This window comes from Pacificispira sp., assembly GCF_965228185.1.
In the GTDB taxonomy this organism is placed as follows: Bacteria; Pseudomonadota; Alphaproteobacteria; order UBA8366; family Aestuariispiraceae; genus Pacificispira.
Map to the genome: position 1 here is coordinate 61459 of NZ_CBDDHE010000003.1, position 26517 is coordinate 87975.

Here is a 26517-nt window from a genome sequence, read left to right on the forward strand (position 1 = left end):
CCGCTTCTGGTGTGCTGCATGGATCAACCGCCCCCGTGCCCGGATGTTACCGTCCGGGCCCCGCCTTTGAAAAGAACCTAATGGCGCCCGCACGTTAGCTGCGCTTCAACAGGAAGTCTTTGGCAGCATTGATCTTCGCCGCCAGATAGGCCGACCCGCCAGCATCGGGGTGAACCTGCTTCATCAGCCGCCGGTGAGCGGCTTTGATGTCGGCCTCGGTCGCGCCGCGTTCCAGACCTAGGAGCGATAGCGCTTCCGCCTCCGTCATCGCACCGTCGCCGAAGCCAGCGTCTTTCGCGTCCGCCTGATCGTCTTGTTCCCTGCCTTCGCGCCAGGCGGCGCCATGCGTGCGGTCCAGATAGGCCTCCATGAGGCGCAGCGACTGCTGGTCGCCGGCGGCGCGAATGGCGTCGAACAGGGTTCGGCATTCGTCCAGCGACAATTCCGACAACAGCGACCCGGCGAATTGGCCCTCCCGGATACGGCCATCCATCGCGCCGGAATCATGGTCCAGATGCATGTCGAAGAAGCGGCAGGAAATCGCCGACCGTTGTCCTGGGCTGGGGCCGCGCATCGTCTTCCAGAGATTCCGCAGCATCCGAAACCGCGCAATCCATGGCAACAGTCCCAGCAGCCCGGCCCAGATCAGATGGAAATTGCGCGTCAGCAGAACCAACAGAACAACACCCGCGACAATCGCGATGGCCGTCCATTTGGCGCCTTTCAGGACGGATTTCGGGTTGGCCGTCGTGAACCAGTTCACGAACAGCAGGCCTCCAATCAGAAGCGCGAGGCCAAGGAAGAAAAAACTCATCGCTGTCCGCTACCCTTGCCGGGACGGGTCATCTGCTCGATCAAGGCGACGGCCTCCCGCCGTCCACCGGATGCGCTGTAATCCTGTAGCGCCTTCATACCGCCCGTGGCGTAGACGGCGACCGCGGATAACAGGGATTTCAGCATCGCTGCGCTCTGCAGATCGAACGGGCACCAGGCACCGCCCGTCAGCCTGGCGATTTCGCGGAATGCCTTCTCGGCCAGCGGGTCGCGGTTTTCCTGGAACACGAAGACCGGAACGCCCAGAAGACCGATCTCCCCGGCGGTGTGACAGACGGAATCGATATCCTCTTCAAACGCATCCCCGACGAAAATCGCGGCGCCGATCTTGGTTTTTTCCGCCTGACGTTTGATATGCGCAAGGACCTTGCCGATCTGGGTACGCCCGGCATGGCAGCGCACCTTGCCCATCTGCGCGGCCAGACCCTCGGCGTTCGGCTGCCATTTCCCGGATTTGCATTCGCCGAAGCCGCGGAAGAAGACCAGCTGGACGTCCAGCCCGCCGATCGCCCGTGTGGCTTCGAACATCTCCGCCTGGATCTGGCAGGCGGTATCCCAGGTCGGCTCCCGGCTCATCGTTGCGTCCAGGGCGAAAATCAGCCTGCCGCGCCCGCCCGCAGCAGGGGCCGGGGTTGCCGCTACCTTCGCCAGGAAAGCGTCGATTTCGGTACGGTTGGGGTTGGGGCGCGTCGGGGATTTGGCCATTACACTAATATGCCATGGGCTGGGTCGAGTTTCACCTACGCAGCCTAATACGCATACAATCGCACCTGGGACCATTTCTTGGGCTCGCCCGACAGGATTTCGCCGACACCGTAATAGGTGCCGTCGGATCGGATCGAAAAGAAGACGGGAAAGAGGGAAACGGTCACCACCGCCGATTCCGCCGCCGCACTCTCGGCGGTTAGCATGCCGGCATTATGCGCCGCCAGCCCGTCGATCAGCGATTGCGGATCGCCGAAGAAGGCCGGCAAGGTCCCGGGATGTGTGGTGATGTTCAGGCTGTTGTCTTGCGGGAAATACATCGGGATGTCGACCGGCAAGGACAGGATCGTGCCGTCCTCGATTTCCATCACGACACGGTAGTGGCAGCCTTCTTCGATCGCGGCCTGCAAGGCGGCCGTGTCGCCGGGATTCGCACCATCCCAGACGGGCCGCCCATTCCGGCGCACCAGGAACTTGAACTGTTGATATTGGTGCAGCGGTGCCAGGCGAACGCGCCTTCCGCCTTCCGCTAGCGCTTCCGTCATGCCTTGGATCACGAAGGTCGCATAGATCGGCGCGCTGTTCGTATAAGCCAGGACGACGGGATCGGGCAGGCCTTCGCGGATTGAATAGGGCTGATTGGTGCCGCTGGTCGCGCCCCAGAAGAGGTCGTTCTTCGTGACGATCTGTGTCAGCGGATAGCTTTCCCGGTAGGCGGGCAGGGGATTGAAATAGCGCTCGCCCAGAGACGGGTCGGGCGACATGACGGGGACGATCTGGCCGCCATCCATGATTTCGCGGGTCGCGCCGGGAAGGGAAAAATCGAACATGGCGGCGACCCTACACGGACCTTGGTACCGCGCCAATAGGATCGCTGTCGCCCGCTACGCGCCGATCGCTTCCGCCTTGTCCAGGCCGATCGCCGCCATCAGGTCGCGCACTTCCTGACGGGCCGCCAGATGGGACATGTTCATCTTGATATCGGTGCCCGGATTGCGCAGATCCAAAAGGGTCAGGCCGTCCAGGAACAATTCGCGGAAGATCACGCGCTCTGAAAAACCGGCGACCAGACGGTACCCGATGCGGCCACTGAGTTTCCCCAGCGCGTCGTCCATGGCGCGTTGATTGCGGGAATCCAACTGGCCTGTCCGGTTGCGCATGACGATCCACTCGAAGGTCCGGTTGGACTTGTCGCGCCGGGCCTTCTGCATCTTCACCTGGAACACCATCTCGGCATACTTGCTGGGCCGGACCATGGCATAGGTTTCCGGATCGATGGTCGCCAGGACGTCCAGGTCGACGAAACTGTCGTTCAGCGGCGTGATCAGCGTGTCGGAGTAGGAATGGCCGACGCGGCTGAGGAAATTGTCCGTACCGGGCGTGTCGATCACAATGTAATCGTGCCGGGTCGACAGGTCCGTAACCGCCTTTTCGACGGCATGCGCGTCATGGGCGCGCGCCACGTCGATCGACGCCACGGTCGAAGGTTCGATCGCGCGATGGGTCGGCATCGGCAGTTCCGTGCCGGTCCGCGTCATATAGGAATGCCGGTTTTCGATATAGCGTGAGAGCGTGCCCTGGCGGGCATCCAAATCGATGCTGGCGACGCGCGCGCCGGTGGCCATCAGCGCCGCGATGACATGCATCGTCGTCGTGGATTTGCCGGATCCGCCCTTCTGATTGCCGATAACGACGATCCGCGCGTCGCCGCGCGTCTTCGGCGCGGCCGACGCGGACTGCGTGCCGTCCTGATCGTTGGTCCGGTTCGTCGCTGTACCCTGGTCCGCCATTGTACCCTTCGTATTAGATGTCGCTATTCTCAATGCGGGCGCGGATTTTACCGCCGGGGCGGTGACCGCCTTCGCCGAAACGGCCGGACCCTGCCGTCGGATCAGGCCGTGCCGAACCATCCAATTTACGCCGGACCATGCCATGCCGCCCCGCTTTCGAAAACCTTGCGGCCCCCCGGCCGCCGTCCGAAATTCCATTCCCTGCCGCTCATTCCCTGACGCGTCGGATACTGGACTCGTAAGGTTTCTGACCTCACTCTGGGCGTCCTGGATGTACGACACAAGCGCCTCGGGCCGGCGACCCTGATGATAGCATGCAAAATTTGACTAAAATACTATTGTTTTTAGCGGCTTGCGCATTTCCGGCGGGCTGCGACGAATTCGGTTGGAATCCGTTGGATCCGGAAAGCCCGGATACGTTTTCCGCGAATCGGACCGTCGTGCCCGCGCCGCCGGTCTTGCTGCAAATGGATTTACCGACCCTGAACGACAGCGCGTCCTTCTATGACGAACGGCGCGATCTGGAACAGGCACTGCTGGTCCGCCGCAGATCCTGGCGCGGACCGCCGGGCAACGCGGTGGAGGCCTCGCTGATCGAAATCCGGCACTTGGAATATGTCCCGATCGGACCTGCCCCCACGCCGTCGGACGCACGACAGTACTGGGAGCGGCTGAGGATAAGGGAGTTGGATTTCCAGGTTCTGTACGAAAGCCGCAACGCGGTCGGACCGGTGCTGTGGCGGCGTTTCGTCATGGGGCCGCAGGTTTGTGTCCTCTTCACCCAGAATGTCGATCCGGAGGAAGGGGCCGTCACCCGGCATCTCTTGGGCTATTATTGTGCCGCACCTGGGGAAACGCTGACCGACGGTCAGGCGGAAACGGTGGTGCGCGCCGTCAGGGTCCAGGAAGGCGATCCGTCACTGACCCCGGACGGCTAAGCGCCCATGGAACGGGCGATTGAGCGAGCTACATGGTGTTGACACGCCCCCGCCGTTTTTTTGCCTATTAGGAGATTAGACTGGCCGCCATGATCGCGACCGTATTCAAAACAATTCTGCGCTGGTCGATCCGCGCGGGCCTTCTGGTTCTGCTGCTGTTGATCGGGCCGGGCTATGTATTTCTGTCGGACCGCCAGGAGCCGGTCAGCTGGTCGACCGCCAGCCGGATCAGTGCCGGCCTGGCCCCGTCGCCGGATGCCGAACGGGGGGCGGTGATCCAGGTCTATGCCGCGCGGACCTTCGGCTGGCGCGGGGCCTTCGCGGTCCATACCTGGATCGCGACCAAGCGCGCCTATGCCGACAGCTACCGGACGCATCACGTCATCGGGTGGTATTCTGGCAACAAGGTCCGCAGCCGGACCGACATTCCCGACCGCTACTGGTACGGTGCGGCGCCCAGTCTGGTCCTGGACATGCGCGGCGATGGGACGGAAGACCTGATCGACAAGGTGGAAGACGCCGTTGCCAGCTATCCTTTCGCGGAGGAATACCGGGCCTGGCCGGGGCCGAACAGCAACACCTTCATTGCCTGGGTCGGCCGGTCGGTGCCGGAACTGGAATTGGAAATGCCGCCGCTGGCGGTCGGAAAGGACTATCTGGGACGGACGCGCTTCGCCGATTTCACGCCCAGCCATACGGGATTGCAGTTCAACTTGGCGGGGCTACTGGGCATCACCGCCGCCGCCCGGGAGGGTTTGGAAGTGAACATTCTGGGGTTGAGCCTGGGGGTCGATCCCTTGGACATGAATCTGTCGTTGCCGGGAATCGGCCGGATCGGTCCGGACCCCAATCCGGCGCGCCCCTGAACGCAACGGACCGCAATACCGCGCGGGCGTTGCCGATTGGCTTGCCGCTAGGGGCTGTATGACTAGAGTGTGTGCGCTGCGAAACGGTTCGATATAAAGATCAAGCGACATGAGTATCTGGGGCAAAATCGTCGGCGGTGCCGCCGGCTTCGCGATGGGCGGTCCGCTGGGCCTGCTCGTCGGGGCCGTTGGCGGGCATTTCGTCGACCGGTTGCGCCCGGATCAGGAGCCGGATCCGGAGCGCGCGAAGCGGTCCGTCGGCTTTACCATTGCGGTCATCGTGCTGGGCGCGAAGATGGCGAAGGCGGATGGGGTCGTCACCCCGGACGAGGTCGACGCGTTCAAGGAAGTCTTCCAAGTCCCCGAATCCGAGATGAAGAATGTCGCGCGGGTCTTCAACCAGGCGCGCAAGGACGCCCGCGGCTTCGAACCTTATGCCGAACAGGTCGCCGGCATGTTCCGCAATTCGCCGGAAGTGCTGGAGGAATTGCTGTGGTGCCTGGCCCATATCGCCAAGGCGGACGGCATTATCCATCCGGGGGAACTGGCCTTCCTGACCAGCGTTTCCGAGATTTTCGGCTTCGACGGCGCGACTTTCGAACGGGTGACGGCGCTGCAACTGGACGGCGGACAGGCCGACCCCTATCAGATCCTGGGTGTGTCCAAGGACGCCAGCGATGACGAGATCAAGAAGGCGCACCGTGCGCTGGTCGTCGAGAACCATCCCGACCGCCTGATCGCCAAGGGCATGCCGGAAGAATTCGTCGCCGTCGCCAATGAACGCGTGGCAAAGATCAATGCCGCCCATGACCGAATTCGCCAGATGCGCGCCGGGGCGCCGCAATGAAGCCGCTGGACCTGGCGACCGCACTTTTCGTCATTGTGATCTGGGGGTTGAATTTCGTCGTCGTGAAGGTCGGCGTTCAGGAAATGCCGCCCTTTCTGTTCATGGCGATGCGGTTTGTCGTCGTCGCGGCGATTCTTCTGCCTTTCATTCGCTGGCCGAAGGGTCAGTTCCGACCGCTGCTGGCCTATTCGATTGTGCTGGGCGTGCTGCATTTTGCGATGATGTTCAACGCGATGCATTTGGCCGACGCTGCGACGGTCGCGTTGCTGAGCCAGTTGAATACGCCCTGGGCGGTCATTCTGGCGGCGATCGTGTTCAAGGACTATCCGGGCTGGCGGCGGATTCTGGGTATCGTCATCGCCTTCGCGGGCTGTGCCGTCATTGCGGGGGAACCCCGGTTCGAAGGCGGATTGCTGCCCGCCTTGCTGGTCGTTGGCGGCACTTTCCTGTGGGCCGTCGCGGCGGTTCAAATCAAGCAGATCGGCGAGATCGGCCCCTTCGCGCTGAACGGCTGGATGGCGGCGATGGCCGCGCCGCAATTGCTGGCGATTTCATTCATGGTCGAGGACGGCCAGTGGGAGATCATGACCAACTTGTCCTGGCTGGGCTGGGGGGCGATCTTCTTCCAGTCGGTGATGGTCGTCATCGTCGGCTACGGCCTTTGGTACGGGCTGATCAAACGCTATCCGATCAGCCGCGTGATTCCGTTGACCCTGCTGTTGCCGGTCGTCGGGGTTGCCGGCGGTGTCCTGATCCTGGACGAGGCGCTGACCCCTTACATGATCGTCGGGGGCATCCTGGTGATGATCGGCGTCGGTATTGTCACCCTGCGCCAGGCAATGCGCGCGGCACCACACCAGCCGAAAGTGCCGTCATGATGCGGATCGTCGATACGCCGTCGCCGAATTTCGGACCGCGCCGGGACGTCGAGCGGCCGACCCTGTTGGTCCTGCACTATACCGGCATGCGCAGCGCCGAGGAGTCGCTGCGACGTCTATGCGACCCGGCATCCGAGGTCAGCGCCCATTACCTGATCGACGAGGACGGGACGCTGCACCAACTTGTCGACGAATCGCAGCGTGCCTGGCATGCGGGTTTATCCTACTGGCGCGGCATAAGGGACGTAAATTCTCATTCGATCGGAATCGAGCTTCAAAATCCCGGACACGAATTCGGCTATCGCGCGTTTCCGGAGGCGCAGATCGAGATCCTGACGGCCCTATGCCTGTCGATCCTGGCGCGGCATCCGATCGCCGCTAGCGGGATCGTCGGCCATTCCGATATCGCACCGGACCGCAAGACCGATCCGGGGGAATTGTTTCCCTGGTGGGATTTGGCCGCGCGCGGAATCGGGGCCTATCCTGAACGCGGCGTGCCGACCGACCGGCCTCTTCCGGGATTGCTGGCGGATGTCGGCTACGACCCCGATGCGGACGATGCCATCGCGGCGTTTCAGCGCCGGTTCCGGCCCGGCCGGATCGACGGGCAGGCGGATGCGGAATGCGCCGCCCTGGCCGCCGCCTATCTGAGCCTGATCGACTAAGACCCAACCGACTAGAAGCCAATCGCCGAGGGAGGCAGAAATCCATGACCAAGACCATCGACTATTTCTACAGCCATGTTTCGCCCTGGACTTTTCTGGGCCACCGTCGGCTGATCGATATCGCTGCTCGTCATGGTGCGGCCATCGCCTTTCGTCCGATCACCGTCGCAGAAGTCTTCCCGAAGACCGGCGGTCTGCCGCTGGCCAAGCGGCCGCCGGAACGCCGGGCCTACCGCATGGTCGAACTGAAGCGCTGGTCGAAGCATCTGGGCGTCGCGATCAATTTCGAACCGAAATTCTTTCCTGCCGACGATCGGCCCGCCCTGTATCTGACCCATGCCGCGCGGACGGCCGGCGTCGACTTCGCCGACCTGTCCTATGCCATCCTTAAGGGCGTCTGGCAGGACGAGCGCAATGTCGCCGACTGGGACGAGTTGAAAGCCATCGCCGACGGCCTGGGATTGGACGGTGCGGCGCTGGTCGATCAAGCCCAGACGGAGGAAGTTCAGACGGCGGCCTTGGCGGAATGCGAGGCCGCGCTGGCCGCCGGCTGTTTCGGCGTTCCCTGGTATTCCCTCGACGGTGAAGGGTTCTGGGGCCAGGACCGCCTGGACCTCCTGGAGGCCACTCTGGCCGCACGCTGACCCCGGACTTCAGAGCGGCGTGACATTGACGTAGACTTGGTAGTCGGCGATGCGCCCGTCTTCAAAAGTCAGGACGGTCGCGAAGGGCAGCGTCAGCGTCGACCCGTCGTTCCGAACGTAGTGGACTTCGCCATTGCAGATCGTTGTTTCTGCCACGCTCCAGATCCCGTTCAGACTGTGGCGCATGTCCTGGATCGTGCCGAAGAAGCCGGCATTCGCGTCGATGACGGCGTCGCGGCCGATGATCGGGTCATAATTGCCCAGTTGAAAACGGACGGTTTCGGTTAGGAATTCGGCCAGGGCGGGGGCGTCCCGGCGGTCGACCGTATGGTAGAGGGCCCGGACCTGCGTTTCTCGATCAGTCATAGCGGTTTTTCTCCTCGGGTTTCTCGCTGAGATACTGAATGAATTCGAACTGGAACCCCGCCGGGTCGACGAAGTAGACGTTGCGTCGGAAGGGATGTTCGAACCCGTCGATGTCGATTTCGTACCCGGCGCCCAGCAACCGGGCGAGGACAGCGTCCAGGTCGTCGACTTCAAAGCCGATATGCGCCAGGCCGGGATTGTGGCCAGCGAGATCCCGGTTCTCGCCCTCGCCATTGTCGTTCAGCGTGATGTAGGTGTCGTCGTCGCCGATATGCGACCAATGGCGCGGCTTGCCGTGCCATGTTTGTGTTCCTGCGCCACGCACGCGCCATTCCGGAAATGCGGTCATCAAGAAATCGGCGGTCGACGCGATGTCCTTCACGACCAGATTCACATGTTCGAGCCTTTGCATCGGGGGTCTCCTTTTGATTGGGGGGCCGATGCGAAGAGATTTAATCGTTTCTAAAAATATGATAATAATCTCAGAATGAAATTCATCGTTGAGTTAAGGTTGACGCTAGTATGATCGATCCAATCGGTGTGATACCGGTCTTTGTGGCCGTTGTGGAACAGGGCGGGTTCGCGCCCGCGGCCCGGCTTCTCGGGGTATCCAAATCCGCGGTCAGCAAGCGCATTTCCCACGCCGAGGAGCGTATGGGGGTGCGCCTGCTGCATCGGACCACGCGCAAACTAAGCCTGACGGAAGCCGGGGAGCGGTATTTCGCCTATGCGGTCGAGGCGCTGGCGGCGGCCAAACTGGCGGAGGATTCCGTATCCGAAATGCAGACGACACCGCAGGGACGCCTGCGCCTGAACGTGCCCATGTCTTTCGGGCGACTGCACATCGCGCCGCTGATACCGCAGTTCCTGGCACGCTTTCCGAAGATCGACGTCGACATGGTCATGGACGATACGGTCGTCGATATCGTGGCCAACGGCTATGACATCGCGATCCGGGGCGGAACATTGTCGGATTCCGGTCTGGTCGCGCGCCGCATCGCCCCGATCCGTAACGTTTTGTGCGCATCGCCCGACTATTTGGAACGGATGGGGTGCCCCGCCGTGCCGGCGGATCTGGCACAGCACGACTGCCTGCATTATTCGAACGCCAGCGACGGCCGGGAATGGGTCATGACCGGCCCGGGAGGCGAGGTCCGGGTCGCGACCGCCGCGCGATACTGCGTCAACAACAGCGAGGCCCTGTTGGCGGCGGTCCTGGCCGGGTCGGGTATTGGCCGGATACCGACCTTCGTTTGTTCCGGCGATTTGGCGGCCGGGCGGCTTGTCCGACTGTTGCCGGACTTCGCTTTCCCGGAACAGGCGTTCTATGCGGTTTTTCCGGAACGCCGGCATCTGCCGATCAAGGTCCGCAGTTTCATCGACTTCATGCGGGAGCGTTTCGGCGGTGACACGCCCTACTGGGACCGCGCCATGCCATCGGGTTAAACCCGCCCGACGCAATCCGTCAGCAGATCGAAAAACCCTTTCGCGTCCAATCCGGTCATCACGGTCGCATTGGCCGGTTTGCCGGTTGCGCCATAAGGGTCGGCGACGCAGCGGCCGAGGTTCAGCGAACTTTCGCAATCGACATCGACGTGGCAGTCGGTTCCGGTGAAAAGGTCCGGCTGCAATAGCCAGGCAATGGTGCAGGGGTCGTGCAGCACGGGTTTGCCGACCCGCCCCTGATAGGCGGTCATCATCGCGGCCAGGCTTTTGCTGACCGGACTGCCGATATCTGCCAGGGCAGTGATGCGCGCCGGCGTGATTTCCGCCTGACGGGTCACGTCCAGACCCATCATGATGCAGGGCAGACCGCTGCCCAAGACGATCTTGGCCGCATGCGGATCGCTGGCGAAGTTGAATTCCGCCGCCGGGGTGATGTTGCCCGCGCCAAAAGCGACGCCGCCCATGAACACGATGCGGTCCAGCCCGGCCAACATGTCCGGCGCGCGCACGATGGCCAGGGCGGCATTGGTCATCGGCCCTGTCAGAACCAAAGTCCCCTTCGCCCCGGTCAGGCCACGACGGCAGAAGGCGTCGATGGCGTCGACGGCATGCAGGGTCTGCGGCGGCACCGTCGGGGCGGGCAGGGGAACGCCACCGATCCCGTCCGTGCCGTGAACGGCGGCCGCGTCGACCGGCGCCGTCATCAGCGGGCGCGGACAGCCGGCATGCAGGGGGATATCCTCCCGCCCTGCCAAGGCCAGAAGACCCCGGGCATTGCGGGTCACCGGGTCGATCCCGACATTCCCTGCGACTGTGGACACGCCTTCCAGGTCCAGCCGGTCGGCGGCACCCAGCGCCATGAACAAGGCCGCCGCGTCATCGAGCCCCGGATCGCAATCCAGCCAAATTCGCTTCCGTTCCATCGCCCCGGCCCCCGTTCGATCCAGTATCGGAATTATCATTCGACGCCTTGGCGCGCACGAAGATTTCATCCTTTCGGCAGTGCTTCGAGATATTCGGTCTTTCTTTGTTTGCGTCGCGAATCCCGCTTCCGAAAGTCCCGAAATAGGACCATATTGGGAGTAATAATATTTCGTTCGCTGCCGATGCGGCTCGGAAAGCCCACGGTTCAGCCATCGAGCAAGGAGGTAGCCATGAGCGTGTTTTCATCCGAGAGTTTCGACGATCACGAACATGTCGCGTTCGGCTGCGACGCGGAAACGGGCCTGCGCGCGATCATCGCGGTGCACAGCACGGTTCTGGGCCCGGCGCTGGGCGGCTGCCGCATGTGGGCCTATGCCAGCGATGCGGAGGCGTTGACCGACGTCCTGCGCCTGTCGCGCGGCATGAGCTTCAAGAACGCGCTGGCCGACCTGCCTTGGGGCGGCGGCAAGTCTGTCCTGATCGGCAATGCCAAAACCGACAAGACGCCCGCGATGATGCGCGCCATGGGCCGTTTCGTCGACAGTTTGGGCGGCCGCTATATCACGGCGGAAGACGTCGGAACCTCGCCGGACGACATGTTCGAAATGGCGAAGGAAACCAAGCATGTGCGCGGTGTGAAAGGCGTCGGCTTCGATCCGTCGCCGGGTACGGCCTATGGCGTGTTCAAGGGGATCGAGGCCAGCGTTCGCGAGCGCCTGGGCGCGGCCGACCTGAAGGGCATTCGCGTCGCGGTCCAGGGTCTGGGCCATGTCGGCTATGACGTTGCCCGCCAGTTGCACGCAGCCGGCGCGGAACTGACCGTCACCGATATCGACAGCGCGGCGGTACAGAAGGCGGAGGCCGAACTGAACGCGACCGCCGTGGGGCTGGATGCGATCTATGACGCCGATGTCGATGTCTACACGCCCTGTGCGCTGGGCGCGACCATCAATGACGCCACGGTCGACCGGATCAAGGCCAGCGTTGTGGCCGGTGCGGCCAACAACCAATTGGCCGAAGACCGCCATGGCGACCGTTTGGCCGAACGCGGGATCCTGTACGCGCCCGACTATGTCATCAATGCGGGCGGCGTGATCCACATCTATCACGAAGGCCCGAATTTCGACCGTAAGGCGGCCTTCGATCATATCGGTGGCATCGCGAACACACTGACCCGGATTTTCGCCCGTGCGAAGCGGGACGGGGTCGCGACGCATATCGCCGCCGACCGGCAGGCGCAGGACCGTCTTCGTCCGGTCGCGCACGCTGCGGAATAGGAACCCGTTTCCTCCTGGTGAGTACCCGACTGAACCCGCCATGCGCCGATCCAGGCGCGGGCGGGTTTTCTTTCGCCCATTTCCGGTACAAACCGTGATTCCGTGCGCAGTAAATGAAACTGCGACGCATTCTCCTTGCGTAGGAACTGGCGGCATATTAAGCAAGGCCGGTGCTAATGACTTGCATTAGCGGAGATCACCCATCCGATCAAGAGAGGGATGCTATGAGGAAACATGTCTTCGCGGGAACTGCCGCCCTGACCATGACGCTGCTGGCCGGATCGGCCCTGGCGGACGACAAGGTTTATGCTGGCTTCCCGATCACCGTCAAAGGCTACGCGGGCGACAAGACGACGTCCGTCGCTTATTCCGGTCAGATCGGCCGCCAGGCGCTGCACGACTCGCTGAAGAAGCTGGCGGGCAAAGGGAATGGCGCGGCCAATGAAGAGCTGTTGGCGGCGCTGAACCTGTACTACTCCGGCAAGGGCGAAGACCGCGAGATCCTGGCCCCGGCCAGCAAGGGCGCCTTCGTCATCAAACAGACGACGATTGGCGAGATCAGCGACACCAACCTGTCCGGCAAGACCTATGGCGGTACCATCACCGGCATGCCGAACAACCGGACCGGTGAAGAACTGGTCAATTTCTGGATCGAAAAGGCAGCCGCGGCCGAAGGTGGCGCCGATCTGGTCAATGGCTACGACTATCCGCAGCTCATCTCCAAATTCATCATGGGTGCGGTTTTCTACAACCAGGCGGTCGACGGCTATCTGGACGAAAACCTGTCGGCGGAAAAGAAGCCGAACGACCAGCCCTATAGCGATGGCGCGGCCTATACCGGCAAGGAACATTCCTGGGATGAGGCCTTCGGCTATTTCGGTGCCCCGGCCCATGCCCTGACCCTGACGCCCGCGCAGGTCTATGACATCGCCAAGATGAAGGAAGAAGCCTTTGCGTTGGCGGATTACAACAAGGACGGCGTGGTCGATCTGAAGACCGAAATGGTCTTCGGCCCGGCCTATTACGCAGCCGGCGCGGACAAATCGTCGGCGGGCAAGGAAAACGCCACGAACTATCTGCACACCATCGTGCAGGCCTTCCTGGACGGCCGGAAGCTGCTGGTCGCCGCGAATGGCGAGAAGCTGACCGACGCACAGCGCACCGAACTGCGCGGCTATGCGGCCGTGATCTCGGACAATTGGGAAAAGGTGCTGGCGGAAGCGGTCTTCAAATATGCCGGGTCGGTCTACAAGGACCTGACCAAGCTGAAGGCCGTCGTCGAATCCGGCGGGAACGAAGCGGAAGTTCTGGGCGACTACGTCAAGCATTGGGGTGAGCTGAAGGGCTTCAGCCTGGCGCTGCAGACGGGCAAGGACAATCTGGGTGAAACCGCTGTCCGCCTGAACCGCCTGATTGGTTTCGGCCCGCTGCTGCCGAATGCCAGCCAGGTCGTCGATATCGACAGCGACGGCAATTACCTGCGCGACCAGGGCCCGAGCTTCGGCGAATACATGCTGCATATGCTGAAGGTCCAGAAGCTGATGATCGATTCCTTCGGCATCAAGGCACAGGACAACAATGTCATGGGCGACATGGCCGATCTGTCCAACGCTTTGGGCGGCGGCAGCAGCGCCGAAAACGACTAACCACCTTGCGCCGCGCCGGGGGCTGTCCCCCGGCGCGGATTTTTTCGGGCGGCCATGCCGACATTCGCGACGGACTATCTGGAACAGTTCGCGGGTCTCTTCATCGATCCGACAAAGCGGATTTTTGTCGGCTATCTGGTCGCCGCAGCGCTGATCGGTTTCGCCGTCCTCTGGTGGCGCACACGCCGGTCGCCCCGATCGCTGATCGGGCATCTCTTCCGAAAAACGGTTTGGCTGTCTGGATCGTCCAAGGCCGATTTCCGGCTTTTCGCGATAAATCAGGGCATCATGATGGGGCTTGCGCCCCGGCTGCTGTCGACCTTGACGGTCGCAACCTTGCTTTTCGAAACGCTGCATGTCTGGTTCGCGGGGCGCCCGGCGGTGTGGACCGGCGCGCCTGTCTGGGCGGTGGCGATCCTATTCACGCTGAGCCAGTTTCTCGCCGACGATGCCTCGAAATACCTTCTGCATCGATGGCTGCACCGCTGGCCGGTCCTGTGGGCCTTCCACAAGGTTCATCACTCCGCCGAGACGCTGACGCCGTTCACGGTGTTCCGGACCCATCCGGTGGAGGGGGTGCTTTTCGCGCTGAGATCGGCGCTCAGTCAGGCGGTTTGCGTGGCCGTATTCGTCTTCTTCTTCGGTGACCGGGCGACCCTGACGACGGTGCTGGGTGCGAATGTCTTTCTGTTCGCCTTCAATGCGATGGGCGCGAATTTGCGTCATTCCCATGTGCCTTTCTCCTATCCGGCCTGGCTGGAGCGCGTGTTGATCTCGCCGCGTCAACATCAGATCCACCATTCCGACGCCGTGCGGCATTTCGACCGGAATTTCGGTGCGGCTCTGGCGGTATGGGATTGGATCGGCGGAACCCTGCATGTGTCCGCCGCGCGGGAACGCATCCGTTTCGGCCTCGGCGACGGCGCAACGGTTGATCACCGGCTTCGCGCCCTCTACCTCTCTCCCTTCGCGGAGGCGGCGCTATGCCTCCGCGCGTATATGTCCAAAGGATGGATTGCGATGCAAAATCTGGTTACGACCCGCGCCCTGTCCGCGTTCCGGCTGGGACTCGCGTTGACCGCCGCGGTGGCGGCGTTGCTGCTTCTCTCCCCGGCGCGCGCGGCGGCGGAGCAGGAACTGAATATCTACTCCCATCGCCAGCCCTTCCTGATCGAACCGTTCATCGAGGCCTACACCGCCCAGACCGGCACGAAGGTAAATATCGTCTACGCCTCCAAAGGACTGGCGCAGCGGCTGCAGGCGGAGGGGGAGTTGAGCCCGGCCGACGTGATCCTGACCGTCGATATCGCGCGTTTGAGCGTCTATGCCGACAAGGATCTGCTGGCCCCGGTCGAATCCGAAATTCTGGCGAAAAGCGTGCCGGAACATCTGCGCGATCCCGGCAATCGCTGGTTCGCCTTTTCCAAACGTGCGCGTATCTTCGCGGTCCGCAAGGGGCTGGAAGACCTGGATAAGCTGAAATCCTACGAGGATCTGGCGTCGGAAACCTGGCAGGGCCGCGTCTGCTCGCGCCCCGGCAGCCATGTCTATAACCGGGCCTTGATCGCGTCGATGATCCATGCCGATGGCGAGGAAGCCGCCCAGGCCTGGGCCCAGGGTGTGGTCGACAACCTGGCCCGCCGGCCGCAGGGCGACGACCGCGCACAGGTCAAGGCGATCTTCGAAGGCGTCTGCGATGTCGCGGTCATCAACAACTATTATTTCGGCAAGCTGAAATCCTCTGAATCGCCGGAACACCGCGAATGGGCGGAGGCCGCCGAGCTGGTTTTCCCCAATCAGGACGGGCGCGGCACCCATGTGAATATCTCCGGCGGCGGCGTCGCGATCCATTCCAAGAACAAGGACGAGGCCGTCCGCTTCCTGGAATTCCTGGTCTCCGAGGAGGCGCAGCGGCTTTACGGCGAAGTCAATTACGAGTATCCGGTAAATCCGGACGTGCCAGCTTCCGAGGAATTGCAGTCCTGGGGCGCGTTCAAAGAGGACGACATGCCGATTTCGCGGATCGCGGAATTGGCGCCTCAGGCGCAGATGATCATTGATCGGGTAGGATGGTAGACACACCGGCGGCGACCAGCATTTTACGCGGCACCCGATCCCGGGGCGCCGCGTGGTCCTGGGCCGCCATCCTGCTTTGCCTGGTTTGCATCACGCCGATCCTGTTCGTCTTCGTCGCAGCCACCGGGGACGCGGAAGGTTTGTGGGGCCATCTCTTCGAGACGGTCCTGCCGCGCTATGTGGCGAATACGCTGGGCCTGATGGTCGGGGTGGCGTTGGTCGCGCTGGGGTTCGGTATTCCGGGCGCCTGGGCGGTATCGCGCTATCGGTTCCCCGGACGGCGGCTGTTCGAATGGATGCTGCTGCTGCCCGCGGCGGTCCCGGCCTATCTGATCGCCTATACCTATACCGACTTCCTGGAATATGCCGGGCCGGTGCAGGGGGCCTTGCGCGACCTGTTCGGGTGGTCCAGCGCCCGCGATTACTGGTTCCCGGAAATCCGCTCTTTGGAAGGCGCGTCCCTGGTCATGGGGGCGGTGCTGTATCCCTATGTCTATCTGATGGCGCGCACCGCCTTTACCTTGACCCCGGCATCGTTGTTCGAAGCCGGACGCCTGGCCAACCGCAACCTGTTCTGGTCGGTCGGATTGCCGATCGCGCGGCCGGCGATTGTCGCCGGTTTGGCACTGGTGCTGATGGAAACGATTTCGGATTTCGGCACGGTCGAGTATTTCGCGGTCGAGACGCTGACGCTCGGCATTTTCAATGTCTGGCTGGGTATGAACAACCTGCCCGCCGCGGCGCAGATCGCCTGTCTGGCCTTCTTCTTCGTCCTGGCCCTGCTGATCCTGGAGCGCTACGCCCGGTCCCGGCGGCAATACTCGGATACCGGCCGCAAGGCTGTGGCGCAGACCGCCATCCAGCCCGGTCCGGCCGGCACGGCCTGGTGCCTGGCGGCATGTCTGACCCCGATCGTCGTGGGGTTCGTCGTGCCGGTCGGGGTGTTGTTGAGTTTCGTCCTGCGCGGTTATTCCCTGTCGCTGGAAGACGCGGCACTGGATGCGGTCCTGAACTCCCTGCTGATCTCGGGGGCGACCGCCGCAACGGTCATGGCGGTCGCGGCGCTGATCGTCTTCGTTTCGGTCTATCGCGGCGGGCGCTGGATGCGGATCCTGGCGGCGATGGCGGCTGTCGGCTATGCCTTTCCCGGCACGATCCTGGCGATTGGCGTCGTCACCGCCATCGGGGCACTGGATTCAGGCATTTCCGCCTCGGTAGAGGTGTTGACCGGGGTTCCGTCCGGCGCGTTATTGTCCAGCGGGATCGGTCTGGTGCTCTTCGCCTGCGCCGTCCGCTTCATGGCCGTCGGTTATGGTGCGATCACCACAGGCGTTCAGCGTCTGCCGCCGAACATGATGAATGCCAGCCGGGTCCTCGGGCATGGATTCGCCAGCAGTTTCCGCCATGTCATCCTGCCGCTGGTGCGCACCTCCATCCTGGCGGGCGGCATGTTGGTCTTCGTCGATGTGATGAAGGAATTGCCGATGACCCTGCTGCTGCGGCCCTTCAATTTCGAAACCATGGCGACCCATGTCTATCAATACGCCAAGGATGAGTTGTTGGAGGAAGCGGCGCTGCCGGCCCTGATGATCGTCGCCGCCGGGATCGGGCCTGTTATCCTGATGAATGCCGCGCTGCGCCGGATCGGGGCAGGCCGGGGTGGTTGATCCCGCTTACAGACCGCCCCTGCTTACAGACCGCCAAGAAATTCCAGCAGATAGCCCCTGTCTTCCCGCGACAGGTTGACGAAGGCGTGGCGCGCCCGCGCCGCCGCGCCGCCATGCCACAGGATCGCCTCCTCCGCGCCGCGCGCCCGGCCGTCATGCAGCAGCGGCGCGCGCGGATCGTCCGCCAGAACCGCGCCCAGGCCCCATAGCGGCGCGGTCCGCCATTCATCGCTGGCCGCCGCGCCTTCCGGCAGGCCGTCGTCCAGCCCTTCGCCCATCCGGTGGCGTCGCAGGTCGCTATAGGCCATGATCCGTTCCGGTCCGGTGCGCAGTGCGATTTCCGGCTTATGACAGCCGCCGCAACCGATTTTCATGAACAGCATCTCGCCCTTGCCGTTCCGGTGTTGCGACAGGTCCGGCGGCGGCAGCAATTCGGTGAACAACGTCAGGGACATCAGCCGGACACCACCGGCTTCGTTCCGGTTCCCGCCGCAAGGTTCCGGGGCGGGCGGGCAGATCGGGTCGGGGAAGAACAGGTTGGTGACACCCATGTCCTGGGACAGGGCCGAAGCGTTCTGCATCGCCAGGCTGGGCATCGCCGCCTTCCAGCCGAAGCGGCCTGTATCGTCGGGACCCGGTACCGCATGGGCGAATTTCCCGACCCCGTGCAGCGGCTGGGCGACCCGGATCGACCAGCGCGCGTCGGGGCCCGGATCCGGCGTGATGGTCAGGTCCGGCCGGCGCAGTTCATAGGGGGTCCCGTCCGGAAAGCGGCCCTTCTCATAGCGCCAGGTTAGGGACAATTCCGCCTCGGGCTTCATGCCGGGGATTGCGCGGTCCTGAATCTGCTGGCCGTAGAGGGGATGCGGTTCGACCGACCCGTCCTCGCCGACCACGCCGATGCGGACCAGGGCGGTCAGGAAATTCTCCCCCGGCCCGCCGGGCGGCTTCCCGCGGCCGCCGGCACTGTGGCAGGAGGCGCAGGAAATTCGGTTATAGAGCGGTCCCAGCCCCTCCAGCTTATCCGGTCCGTCGGTCCCGGACGGCCGCCAATGGCCGTTGAAGATCAAACGGCCCGTTTCATAGGCTGCGCGCAGATCGGGGCCGATTCCGTCCGGTGGGGCCAGCGGATCGGCGGGGCGCGTTTGGGCGGCGGCGGACCCGCCAATGGCACAAGTCAGGATCAGGAAAAGGACGGTAAGGAAACGCGGCACGGGTCTCGTCTCGAATACGCCGGACATAAGAATGCCGGCCGCGCCGCGTTCCTTCCTTTTCCGTGAAGGGCCTCTAAATCAGGCCTCCAAAGTCATCAGGGACGCGTTGCCGCCGGCGGCGGTAGTGTCGATCGAGATCGTGCGCTCTGCAGCGAAACGATGCAAGTATCGCGGCCCCCCCGCTTTCGGGCCGGTGCCGCTGAGACCTTCGCCGCCGAAGGGCTGAACCCCGACGATGGCACCGATCTGGTTGCGGTTCACATAGGCATTGCCGACCTTCAGGCGGCGCAGCACGCGGGCGACCGTGTCGTCGATCCGGCTGTGCAGCGCGCAGGTCAGGCCGTATCCGGTGGCGTTGATCGCGTCGACCACGGCATCCAGTTCATGCGACTTGAACCGCACGATATGCAGGATCGGGCCGAAATGTTCGCGATCCAGCGTGTCGATGCCGGAGATTTCGAACGCGGTCGGCGCGACGAAAGTCCCCTTGTCGCAGGCGGTGCCAAGCGGCGTTTCCCCGACCAGTTTCGCGGATTTTTTCATTTCCGCGATATGGGCGTTCAGGGCGGCTTTGGCCTCCGAATCGATGACCGGGCCGACATCGGTCGAAATCCAGGCCGGATCGCCGACCCGCAATTCCTTCATCGCACCGGCGATCATGGCGATCTGCTTGTCGGCCACGTCTTCCTGAACGAACAGGCAGCGCAGGGCGGAGCAGCGCTGACCGGCGCTTTGGAAGGACGAGATTACGACATCGCGCGTGACCTGTTCCGGCAGGGCGGAACTGTCGACGATCATCGCATTCTGGCCGCCGGTTTCGGCGATCAGCGGGACAATCGGACCGTCGCGTTCCGCCAGCTTGCGGTTGATCAGCCGCGCCGTGTCGGTCGACCCGGTGAAGGCGACGCCACCCAGGCGCGGGTCGGACAAAAGCGCATTGCCGATGGTCGGCCCGTCGCCCGGCAGCAGGTGCAGGGCATCGACCGGCACCCCGGCGGCATGCAACAGCTTAACCGCCTCATAAGCGATCAGCGGCGTCTGCTCCGCCGGCTTGGCCAGGACGGCGTTGCCCGCCGCCAGCGCGGCCGAAACCTGCCCGGTGAAGATTGCCAGCGGGAAGTTCCAGGGCGAAATGCACAGGAAGACGCCGCGCCCATGCAGGGCGATCGTGTCGATTTCGCCGGTCGGGCTGGGCAGGATTGTCGGTTCGGCGAATTCCATCCGGGCGCGGGCGGCGTAATAGCGCAGAAAGTCGACGGCTTCGCGCAGTTCGGCGATGGCGTCGTTCAGGGTCTTGCCTGCCTCGCGCATGACGATGGCCATCAGGCGGGATCCGTGTTCTTCGTAAAGATCGGCGGCCCGTTCCAGGGCGGCAGCTCGGTCATTGGCCGGCGTGTCGTCCCACAGCGGATGGGCGCGCAAGGCGCGTTCGAAGGCTTCCTTGGCGGTATCGGCCGTGGCATCCGTTACTTCGCCGATGCGGCGGCCGCGGTCGGCGGGCGCATAGACAGTGCGCGTTTCGCCCTTCACCGGCGCACCGCCGACCAGCGGCGCGGCCAGCCATGGTTCATTCGACGCCCGTGCCATGCCCTCGCGCAGGCGCAGCAGGGTCGGCGCGTCGGTGACGTCATGGCCTTCGGAGTTGCGGCGGCCCTCGCCGAACAGTGCTTCCGGCATCGGGATCTGCGGGTGGCGCACCGGGTTCAGGCGCTCCGCCTCGCGCAGCGGGTCCGACACGATCTCGGCGATCGGCAGCTTCTCGTCCACGATGCGGTTCACGAAGCTGGTATTCGCGCCGTTCTCCAGCAGGCGACGGACCAGATAGGCCAACAGATCCTCATGGCTGCCGACCGGGGCATAGATGCGCACCGGGTAGCCGCCGCTGCCCGCCTTGCCGACGACCTGATCGTATAGCGCGTCGCCCATCCCGTGCAGGCGCTGATATTCGAAATCGCTGCGGTTCCCGGCCATTTCCGCGATGGCGGACAGCGTATGGGCGTTGTGGGTCGCGAAACAGGGATAGAAGGCTTCCTGTTCTTCCAGCAGCAACCGCGCGCAGGCCAGATAGGAGACATCGGTCGACACCTTGCGGGTGAAGACGGGATAATCCGCCAGGCCCAGTTCCTGGGCGCGCTTGATCTCGGTATCCCAATAAGCGCCCTTCACCAGGCGCACCATCAGCCGCCGCTTGGTGCGTTTCGCCAGATCGGCCAGCCATTCGATCAGCGGATAGGCGCGTTTCTGATAGGCCTGGACCGCGAGGCCCAGCCCGTTCCAGCCGGCCAGGGACGGGTCGGCCGCCACGGCCTCGATCACGTCCATGGAGATATCCAGACGGTCGGCTTCCTCCGCATCGATGCACAGGCCGATATCGTATTCCTTGGCCTTGCGGCACAGGTCGATGACGCGCGGCGTCAGTTCGGCGAAGACGCGGTCTTCATGCCCGAATTCATAACGCGGATGCAGAGCGGACAGCTTGACGGAAATGCCCGGCGCTTCGATCACGCCGCGTCCCTTGGCGGCCTTGCCGATCCGGTCGATGGCGTCGGCGTAGGATTTGAAGTACCGCTCGGCATCCTTCATCGTCCGGGCGGCCTCGCCCAGCATGTCATAGGAATAGCGGTAGCCCCGGCTTTCGAAATTCTTCGCCCGGTCCAAGGCCTCGTCGATCTTGCGGCCCATGACGAACTGGCGGCCCATGACGCGCATGGCCTGGGTGACGGCCTGGCGGATAACCGGCTCGCCGGAACGGTGAACCAGCTTGCGCATCGTCGTGCGCCAGTCGCGGTCGCCGCCCTGTTCGTCGACATTGACGACCCGGCCGGTCAACATCAGCGCCCAGGTCGACGCGTTGACGAACCAGCTTTCCGAATGGCCCAGATGGGATTCCCAGTTGGCGCCGCCGATCTTGTCCTTGATCAGCGCGTCGGCGGTGTCCGCGTCGGGGATGCGCAGCAGCGCCTCGGCCATGCACATCAGGACGACGCCTTCGCGGGACGACAGCTCGTATTCATGCATGAAAGCGTCGATGCCCGACGACTTGACCCGGTCCTTGCGCACTTCGACGACCAATTGCCGCGCGCGCTCTTCGATCCGGTCGCGGGCCGACGCGCTGAGATTGGCCTGGGACAGGCGAGCTTCGACGCAATCGGGCTCGTCCATGCGATAAGCATCGCGGACAGCGGCGCGCAATTCGGAAACGGAGGCGTGGCGTTTGGCTTGGTCGTCGGTCAACAACATGTCGAGGTCTCCCATCAATCGGACGGGCGGAATCTACGCCGAAATCAGCCGAATGTGCTTCTGATTTTCCGATTTAAACGATATATCCTGCAGTCAAACGTCATTTTAGTAGTGAGTTATGCTATGAATGCCGACCCGGTACGCCCGCTTGACCGCATCGACCGCAACATCCTGCGCGCCCTGCAGGCCGATGGGCGGCTGACCAATGTCGCCCTGGCGAAGCAGGTCAACCTGTCCCCGACGCCCTGTCTGGAGCGGGTGCGGCGGCTGGAGCGGGAAGGCTTCATTCGCGGCTATGCGGCCCGGCTGGACCCGATGCGCCTGGACGCCGGGCTGACCGTCTTCGTCCAGGTCACCTTGGACCGGACCACCAGCGATATCTTCGATCAGTTCCGCGATGCCGTGACCGATGTGCCGGGCATCGCCGAATGCCACATGGTCGCCGGCGGCTTCGATTACCTGCTGAAAGTCCGCGCCAAGGACATGGACGCCTTCCGCCGGTTCCTGGGCGATGTGCTGAACGGCCTGCCGGGCGTGATCTCGACGGCCACCTATGTCGCGATGGAAACGGTGAAAGAAGGCGATGCGGTACCGATACCCGGATGACGATGGGCGTGAAGCGCTGTATCGTCCGGCGCCATGTGCGGGATAGCGGGTTTCTTCGATACCGGTAAACGGACCGACGCGCGGCGGCTGACGGAGATCGGCCGCGGTATGACCGATGCCATGCATCATCGCGGCCCGGATATGGGTGATGTCTGGGGCGACGAAGCGGCCGGAATCTGTCTGGGCTTCCGCCGCCTGGCGATCATCGATCTGTCGCCCGCAGGCCATCAGCCGATGCATTCCGCCGACGGGCGCTATGTCATCACCTATAATGGCGAGATCTATAATTATCGCGAACTGGCCGAGGATGTGGCGGCGCGTGGCCACACATTCCGGGGCTCGTCCGATACCGAGGTGATGCTGGAACTGTTCGCCCGCGACGGGGTGGAGAAGACGCTTCCGCGCCTGATCGGTATGTTCGCCATCGCCCTGTGGGATCGTCAGGAACGGCGTCTGACCCTGATCCGCGACCGGCTGGGCATCAAGCCGCTGTATTTCGGGCGTCAGGGCGGGCAGGTCTTCTGGGGCTCGGAACTGAAGGCGGTGCGCGCCCATCCCGATTTTCGGGCGGAGGTCGATCCGCTGGCGCTGGACGGGTTCCTGAAAGGCAACGCCGTCGCGGCGCCGGGTTGCATTTATCGCGACATGGAGGCCTTGCATCCGGGTGGCTACGCCGTGATCGAGGCCAATGGCGAAATTTCCCGCAAGCGTTTCTGGGCGATGACCGATGTCGGGCGCCAGCCGGTCCAGGACCTTGGCGACCGGGAATTGGTGGACCGGACGGAGGAGCTTGTGTCCGATGCCGTCCGGCGCCGGATGGTGGCGGATGTGCCGCTGGGGGCGCTGCTCTCCGGCGGGGTGGATTCCTCGACGGTTGTTGCCCTGATGCAGAAGGCGTCGGACCGTCCGGTGAAGACCTATACGATCGGCTTCGGCGCCGCGGATTATGACGAGGCGGAGCATGCCAAGGCCGTGGCGGCCCATATCGGCACGGACCACACCGAATTGAGCCTGTCCGCCGACGAGGCCCGCGACCTGATCCCAAATCTGCCGGACTGGTTTGACGAACCTTTCGCGGATTCCTCCGCCCTGCCGACCTTCCTGGTTTGCCGTCTTGCGCGGCAGAGCGTGACCGTGGCGCTGAGCGGCGATGGCGGGGACGAGGTCTTTTTCGGCTATAACCGGCATCGCGCGCTGAATGCGATGGAACGGCGGCTGGGTGGCGTGCCGGGCCCGTTGCGGCGACTGGCCGGCTGCGCGCTGGCCGCACCGGGGCCGGCCTTGTGGAATGGTCTGGCGCAGGCCATCCCGGCAAAATACCGCCCCCGCATGGCCGGGACGAAGGCGCAGAAACTGGCGCGGGCATTGGCGGCCGAATCGTCGGATGCGCGCTATCTGGACCTGATCACCCATTGGCCGGAAGACCTGACCGGCCTGGGCCGCGCGACGGCGATGCCCGACGGCGCGCCGGACCGGGACGCGGCCGCGCGGGCGGCCTGGGCGGATACGGTCGGCTATCTGCCCAATGACATCCTGACCAAGGTCGACCGGGCCAGCATGGCGGTCAGCCTGGAAGCGCGGGTGCCCCTGCTGGATCACCGGGTGGTCGAATTCGCCTGGACCCTGCCGACCGATGCGAAAATCCGTAACGGTGTCACCAAATGGCCGTTGCGCGAGGTTCTATACCGGCACGTGCCGAAGGAACTGGTCGACCGGCCGAAATCCGGCTTCGCCATTCCGCTGGGCGAGTGGCTGTCGGGGCCGTTGCGCGACTGGGCGGAGACCCTGCTGGCCGAGGACCGCCTGAAGGCGCGCGGCTGGATCGACCCGGTGCCGGTTCGCCGTGCCTGGCGGGATCATCTGAACGGGCGCGGGGCCCGGGCCGAGGCGCTGTGGGGCGTGTGCATGCTGGAGGCCTGGGCGGAACGCTGGATCGGTCGGGCATGAGCGGGGCGCTGACAGGCAAGACCGTTCTCTACCTCGTCACCGAGGACTGGTATTTCTGGTCCCATCGCCTGCCCTTCGCCCGCGCCGCGCGGGATTCCGGTGCCCGCGTGATCGTTGCCAGCCGCATGGCGGCGCATCGCGACCGCATCCTGGCCGAAGGGTTCCAGGCCGCCGATATCCCCTTCGACCGCTCGGGGCTGAACCCGCTGCGCGATCTTAAGACCGTGCGCGCCATCCTGTCCCTCTATCGCCGGGAAAAGCCGGATCTGGTTCACCATGTCGCCATGAAGCCGGTCCTGTATGGCGGCATCGCGGCGGCGCTGGCGAAGATTCCGGCGGTGATCAACGCCATGGCCGGTCTCGGTTTCCTGTTCATCGCCGATGGGCTGAAAATCCGGGTGATCCGGCCGATTGTGGAATGGTCGTTCCGGAAATTGGGCAATCGCCGCAACACGGTTCTGATCGTCCAGAACGGCGACGATGCGGATTTATTCGCGGATCGCATCGGCGTGGCGCGCGACCGGATTCGGGTAATCCGCGGGTCCGGTGTCGATATCGACCGGTTTCGTCCGGGACCGGAACCGGAGGGCGTGCCGGTCGCGGTCTGCGTCAGCCGCATGCTGTGGGACAAGGGGATCGGCGAATTGGTCGAGGCCGCCCGCATCCTGCAACAGCGCGGCGTGTCCATCCGCATCCGTCTGGTCGGTCCGACCGATGCCAACCCGGCCAGCATACCGGTCGAGACGCTGAAAGCCTGGCAGGATTCAGGATTGGTCGAGGTCGCCGGACCGTCCGATGACATTCCCGGTGCCTACCGCGATGCCCATATCGCGGTGCTGCCGTCCTATCGCGAAGGACTGCCGAAATCGCTGCTGGAAGGGGCGGCGTGTGGCCGTCCGGTTGTGGCGACCGATGTCCCTGGGTGCCGCGAAATCTGCCGCGACGGTGAAACGGGCATCCGGGTGCCGCTGAAATCCGTCGCGCCGCTGGCGGATGCGTTGCAGCGCCTGGCGGAGGACGCCGGTCTGCGCCGGAAACTGGCGGACGGGGCGCGGCGCGCCGTCGAAACGGAATTTGCCGAAGCGATCGTCGTCGGAGAAACGATGGCGCTTTATGAACAAGCCTTGCAGGGAGGACCGAAGAATGAGCTATGACCTGAGCGGCAAACGCATTCTGATCAGCGCCGGCGGGGCGGGGATCGGACGCCTGATGGCGGAAACCATGGCCGACGCCGGGGCCAAGGTCTACGTCTGCGACATTGATGACGCGGCGCTGGCCGACCTGGCCAAGGCGCGGCCGAAGATAGGTCAAATTCAGGCGGACGTCGCTGACCGGGCGGCGGTCGACCGGTTCATCGATACTGGTTTCGAATTCCTGGGCGGCGTTGACGTGCTGGTCAACAACGCCGGGATCGCCGGGCCGACCGGCGCGGTGGAGGATATCGATCCGGCGGATTTCGAGCGGACGCTGCAGATCAATGTCATGGGCCATTTCCTGTGCACAAGGCGGGTCGTGCCGCTGTTGAAAGCGAATGGCGGCGGGGCGATCGTCAACCTGTCCTCGGCAGCGGGCAAATTCGCTTTTCCGCTGCGCACGCCCTATTCGGCGTCGAAATGGGGCGTCGTCGGCTTCACCAAGTCGCTGGCGGCCGAGTTGGGTCCGCACAATATCCGCGTCAACGCGATCCTGCCCGGCGCGGTCGAGGGCGAGCGGATCGACCGCGTCATCGCCGCCAAGGCCGCCGCGCGGGGCGTGCCCTTCGACGAGATGAAGCAGATGTATACCGGTCTTGCCTCCATGAACCGGCTGATCCCGCCGTCCGACATTGTCGCCATGGCCATGTTCCTGGCGTCGGACGATTGCGGGACCTTGTCCGGCCAGGCGCTCAGCGTCGACGGGGATACCCAGTACCTGCGATAGCCGAATGTTCACGAAGACGGG

At 63.8% G+C, this 26517-nt stretch carries 24 protein-coding genes; 15 read left to right on the forward strand and 9 right to left on the reverse strand.

Annotation, left to right across the window (positions count from 1 at the left end; translation table 11 throughout):
- Positions 1-94: 94 nt before the first annotated feature.
- Genes ACO06O_RS03930 through ACO06O_RS03945 form a run of 4 tightly spaced genes read right to left on the reverse strand, consistent with a single transcriptional unit; the run spans position 95 to position 3329 of the window.
- A complete protein-coding gene (locus ACO06O_RS03930; RefSeq protein ID WP_421876496.1) occupies positions 95-814 on the reverse strand; it encodes a DnaJ domain-containing protein in 720 nt (239 codons plus the stop codon).
- A complete protein-coding gene (locus ACO06O_RS03935; protein ID WP_421876498.1) occupies positions 811-1539 on the reverse strand; it encodes a VWA domain-containing protein in 729 nt (242 codons plus the stop codon). The genes ACO06O_RS03930 and ACO06O_RS03935 overlap by 4 nt, the downstream gene beginning before the upstream one ends.
- A 44-nt stretch (positions 1540-1583) precedes the next feature.
- The gene (locus tag ACO06O_RS03940) at positions 1584-2369 is read right to left on the reverse strand and encodes a hypothetical protein (RefSeq protein WP_421876501.1); all 786 of its coding nucleotides are present in this window, start codon (positions 2367-2369) and stop codon (positions 1584-1586) included.
- A gap of 54 nt (positions 2370-2423) precedes the next feature.
- On the reverse strand, positions 2424-3329 hold the full coding sequence (locus ACO06O_RS03945) for a division plane positioning ATPase MipZ (RefSeq protein ID WP_421876503.1): 906 nt from the start codon (positions 3327-3329) through the stop codon (positions 2424-2426).
- Positions 3330-3796: 467 nt separating this feature from the next.
- Here ACO06O_RS03945 and ACO06O_RS03950 point away from each other — a divergent pair, with 467 nt between their 5' ends.
- The 6 genes from ACO06O_RS03950 to ACO06O_RS03975 all read left to right on the forward strand — a co-directional run bounded on the left by ACO06O_RS03950 (position 3797) and on the right by ACO06O_RS03975 (position 8167).
- Entirely contained in the window at positions 3797-4267 is a 471-nt protein-coding gene (locus tag ACO06O_RS03950; RefSeq protein ID WP_421876505.1) for a hypothetical protein, read from the forward strand.
- Between the two features lie 89 nt (positions 4268-4356).
- Positions 4357-5133 (forward strand): DUF3750 domain-containing protein, encoded by a 777-nt coding sequence (locus ACO06O_RS03955; RefSeq protein ID WP_421876507.1) that lies wholly within the window; start codon positions 4357-4359, stop codon positions 5131-5133.
- 109 nt (positions 5134-5242) lie between these two features.
- Positions 5243-5980, forward strand: a complete 738-nt coding sequence (locus tag ACO06O_RS03960; protein WP_421876510.1) for a TerB family tellurite resistance protein — start codon at positions 5243-5245, stop codon at positions 5978-5980.
- The gene (locus ACO06O_RS03965) at positions 5977-6858 is read left to right on the forward strand and encodes a DMT family transporter (protein WP_421876512.1); all 882 of its coding nucleotides are present in this window, start codon (positions 5977-5979) and stop codon (positions 6856-6858) included. Before ACO06O_RS03960 ends, ACO06O_RS03965 begins: the two co-directional genes overlap by 4 nt.
- Complete coding sequence (locus tag ACO06O_RS03970; protein WP_421876514.1) at positions 6855-7523, forward strand: N-acetylmuramoyl-L-alanine amidase; 669 nt, start codon at positions 6855-6857, stop codon at positions 7521-7523. Before ACO06O_RS03965 ends, ACO06O_RS03970 begins: the two co-directional genes overlap by 4 nt.
- A 44-nt stretch (positions 7524-7567) precedes the next feature.
- Positions 7568-8167, forward strand: a complete 600-nt coding sequence (locus tag ACO06O_RS03975) for a 2-hydroxychromene-2-carboxylate isomerase (protein ID WP_421876516.1) — start codon at positions 7568-7570, stop codon at positions 8165-8167.
- A gap of 9 nt (positions 8168-8176) precedes the next feature.
- Here ACO06O_RS03975 and ACO06O_RS03980 read toward each other — a convergent pair whose 3' ends face one another.
- Both ACO06O_RS03980 and ACO06O_RS03985 read right to left on the reverse strand, forming a co-directional pair.
- On the reverse strand, positions 8177-8533 hold the full coding sequence (locus ACO06O_RS03980; protein ID WP_421876518.1) for a nuclear transport factor 2 family protein: 357 nt from the start codon (positions 8531-8533) through the stop codon (positions 8177-8179).
- The gene (locus ACO06O_RS03985; protein WP_420417681.1) at positions 8526-8945 is read right to left on the reverse strand and encodes a VOC family protein; all 420 of its coding nucleotides are present in this window, start codon (positions 8943-8945) and stop codon (positions 8526-8528) included. The genes ACO06O_RS03980 and ACO06O_RS03985 overlap by 8 nt, the downstream gene beginning before the upstream one ends.
- Positions 8946-9055: 110 nt before the next feature.
- Here ACO06O_RS03985 and ACO06O_RS03990 point away from each other — a divergent pair, with 110 nt between their 5' ends.
- A complete protein-coding gene (locus tag ACO06O_RS03990) occupies positions 9056-9979 on the forward strand; it encodes a LysR family transcriptional regulator (protein ID WP_421876520.1) in 924 nt (307 codons plus the stop codon).
- Here the strand turns inward: ACO06O_RS03990 and ACO06O_RS03995 are convergent.
- Entirely contained in the window at positions 9976-10902 is a 927-nt protein-coding gene (locus ACO06O_RS03995) for a nucleoside hydrolase (RefSeq protein WP_421876522.1), read from the reverse strand. The genes ACO06O_RS03990 and ACO06O_RS03995 overlap by 4 nt on opposite strands.
- 231 nt (positions 10903-11133) lie before the next feature.
- Between ACO06O_RS03995 and ACO06O_RS04000 the strand changes: the two genes are divergently transcribed.
- From ACO06O_RS04000 to ACO06O_RS04015, 4 genes are all read left to right on the forward strand, one after another.
- The gene (locus tag ACO06O_RS04000; RefSeq protein ID WP_421876524.1) at positions 11134-12180 is read left to right on the forward strand and encodes a Glu/Leu/Phe/Val family dehydrogenase; all 1047 of its coding nucleotides are present in this window, start codon (positions 11134-11136) and stop codon (positions 12178-12180) included.
- Between the two features lie 224 nt (positions 12181-12404).
- Positions 12405-13826, forward strand: a complete 1422-nt coding sequence (locus ACO06O_RS04005) for a DUF4856 domain-containing protein (protein WP_421876526.1) — start codon at positions 12405-12407, stop codon at positions 13824-13826.
- 54 nt (positions 13827-13880) lie between these two features.
- Complete coding sequence (locus ACO06O_RS04010) at positions 13881-15902, forward strand: extracellular solute-binding protein (RefSeq protein ID WP_421876528.1); 2022 nt, start codon at positions 13881-13883, stop codon at positions 15900-15902.
- The gene (locus tag ACO06O_RS04015; protein ID WP_421876530.1) at positions 15896-17569 is read left to right on the forward strand and encodes an ABC transporter permease; all 1674 of its coding nucleotides are present in this window, start codon (positions 15896-15898) and stop codon (positions 17567-17569) included. The genes ACO06O_RS04010 and ACO06O_RS04015 overlap by 7 nt, the downstream gene beginning before the upstream one ends.
- A gap of 23 nt (positions 17570-17592) precedes the next feature.
- Here the strand turns inward: ACO06O_RS04015 and ACO06O_RS04020 are convergent, their stop codons facing one another.
- Entirely contained in the window at positions 17593-18783 is a 1191-nt protein-coding gene (locus ACO06O_RS04020) for a di-heme oxidoredictase family protein (RefSeq protein ID WP_421876532.1), read from the reverse strand.
- Positions 18784-18861: 78 nt separating this feature from the next.
- The gene (gene putA / locus ACO06O_RS04025; RefSeq protein WP_421876534.1) at positions 18862-22023 is read right to left on the reverse strand and encodes a bifunctional proline dehydrogenase/L-glutamate gamma-semialdehyde dehydrogenase PutA; all 3162 of its coding nucleotides are present in this window, start codon (positions 22021-22023) and stop codon (positions 18862-18864) included.
- 123 nt (positions 22024-22146) lie between these two features.
- On the opposite strand from putA, the gene ACO06O_RS04030 reads away from it, so the two are divergent.
- From ACO06O_RS04030 to ACO06O_RS04045, 4 genes are read left to right on the forward strand one after another with little or no spacing between them, the layout of a single operon-like run.
- Entirely contained in the window at positions 22147-22629 is a 483-nt protein-coding gene (locus ACO06O_RS04030; protein WP_421876536.1) for an Lrp/AsnC ligand binding domain-containing protein, read from the forward strand.
- Between the two features lie 33 nt (positions 22630-22662).
- Positions 22663-24576, forward strand: a complete 1914-nt coding sequence (asnB, locus tag ACO06O_RS04035; RefSeq protein ID WP_421876538.1) for an asparagine synthase (glutamine-hydrolyzing) — start codon at positions 22663-22665, stop codon at positions 24574-24576.
- Positions 24573-25730 carry a glycosyltransferase family 4 protein gene (locus ACO06O_RS04040; protein WP_421876540.1) on the forward strand — a complete coding sequence of 386 codons (1158 nt, stop codon included), beginning with the start codon at positions 24573-24575 and terminating at the stop codon, positions 25728-25730. Before asnB ends, ACO06O_RS04040 begins: the two co-directional genes overlap by 4 nt.
- The gene (locus tag ACO06O_RS04045; RefSeq protein ID WP_420417669.1) at positions 25720-26496 is read left to right on the forward strand and encodes an SDR family oxidoreductase; all 777 of its coding nucleotides are present in this window, start codon (positions 25720-25722) and stop codon (positions 26494-26496) included. Before ACO06O_RS04040 ends, ACO06O_RS04045 begins: the two co-directional genes overlap by 11 nt.
- Positions 26497-26517 lie beyond the last annotated feature (21 nt).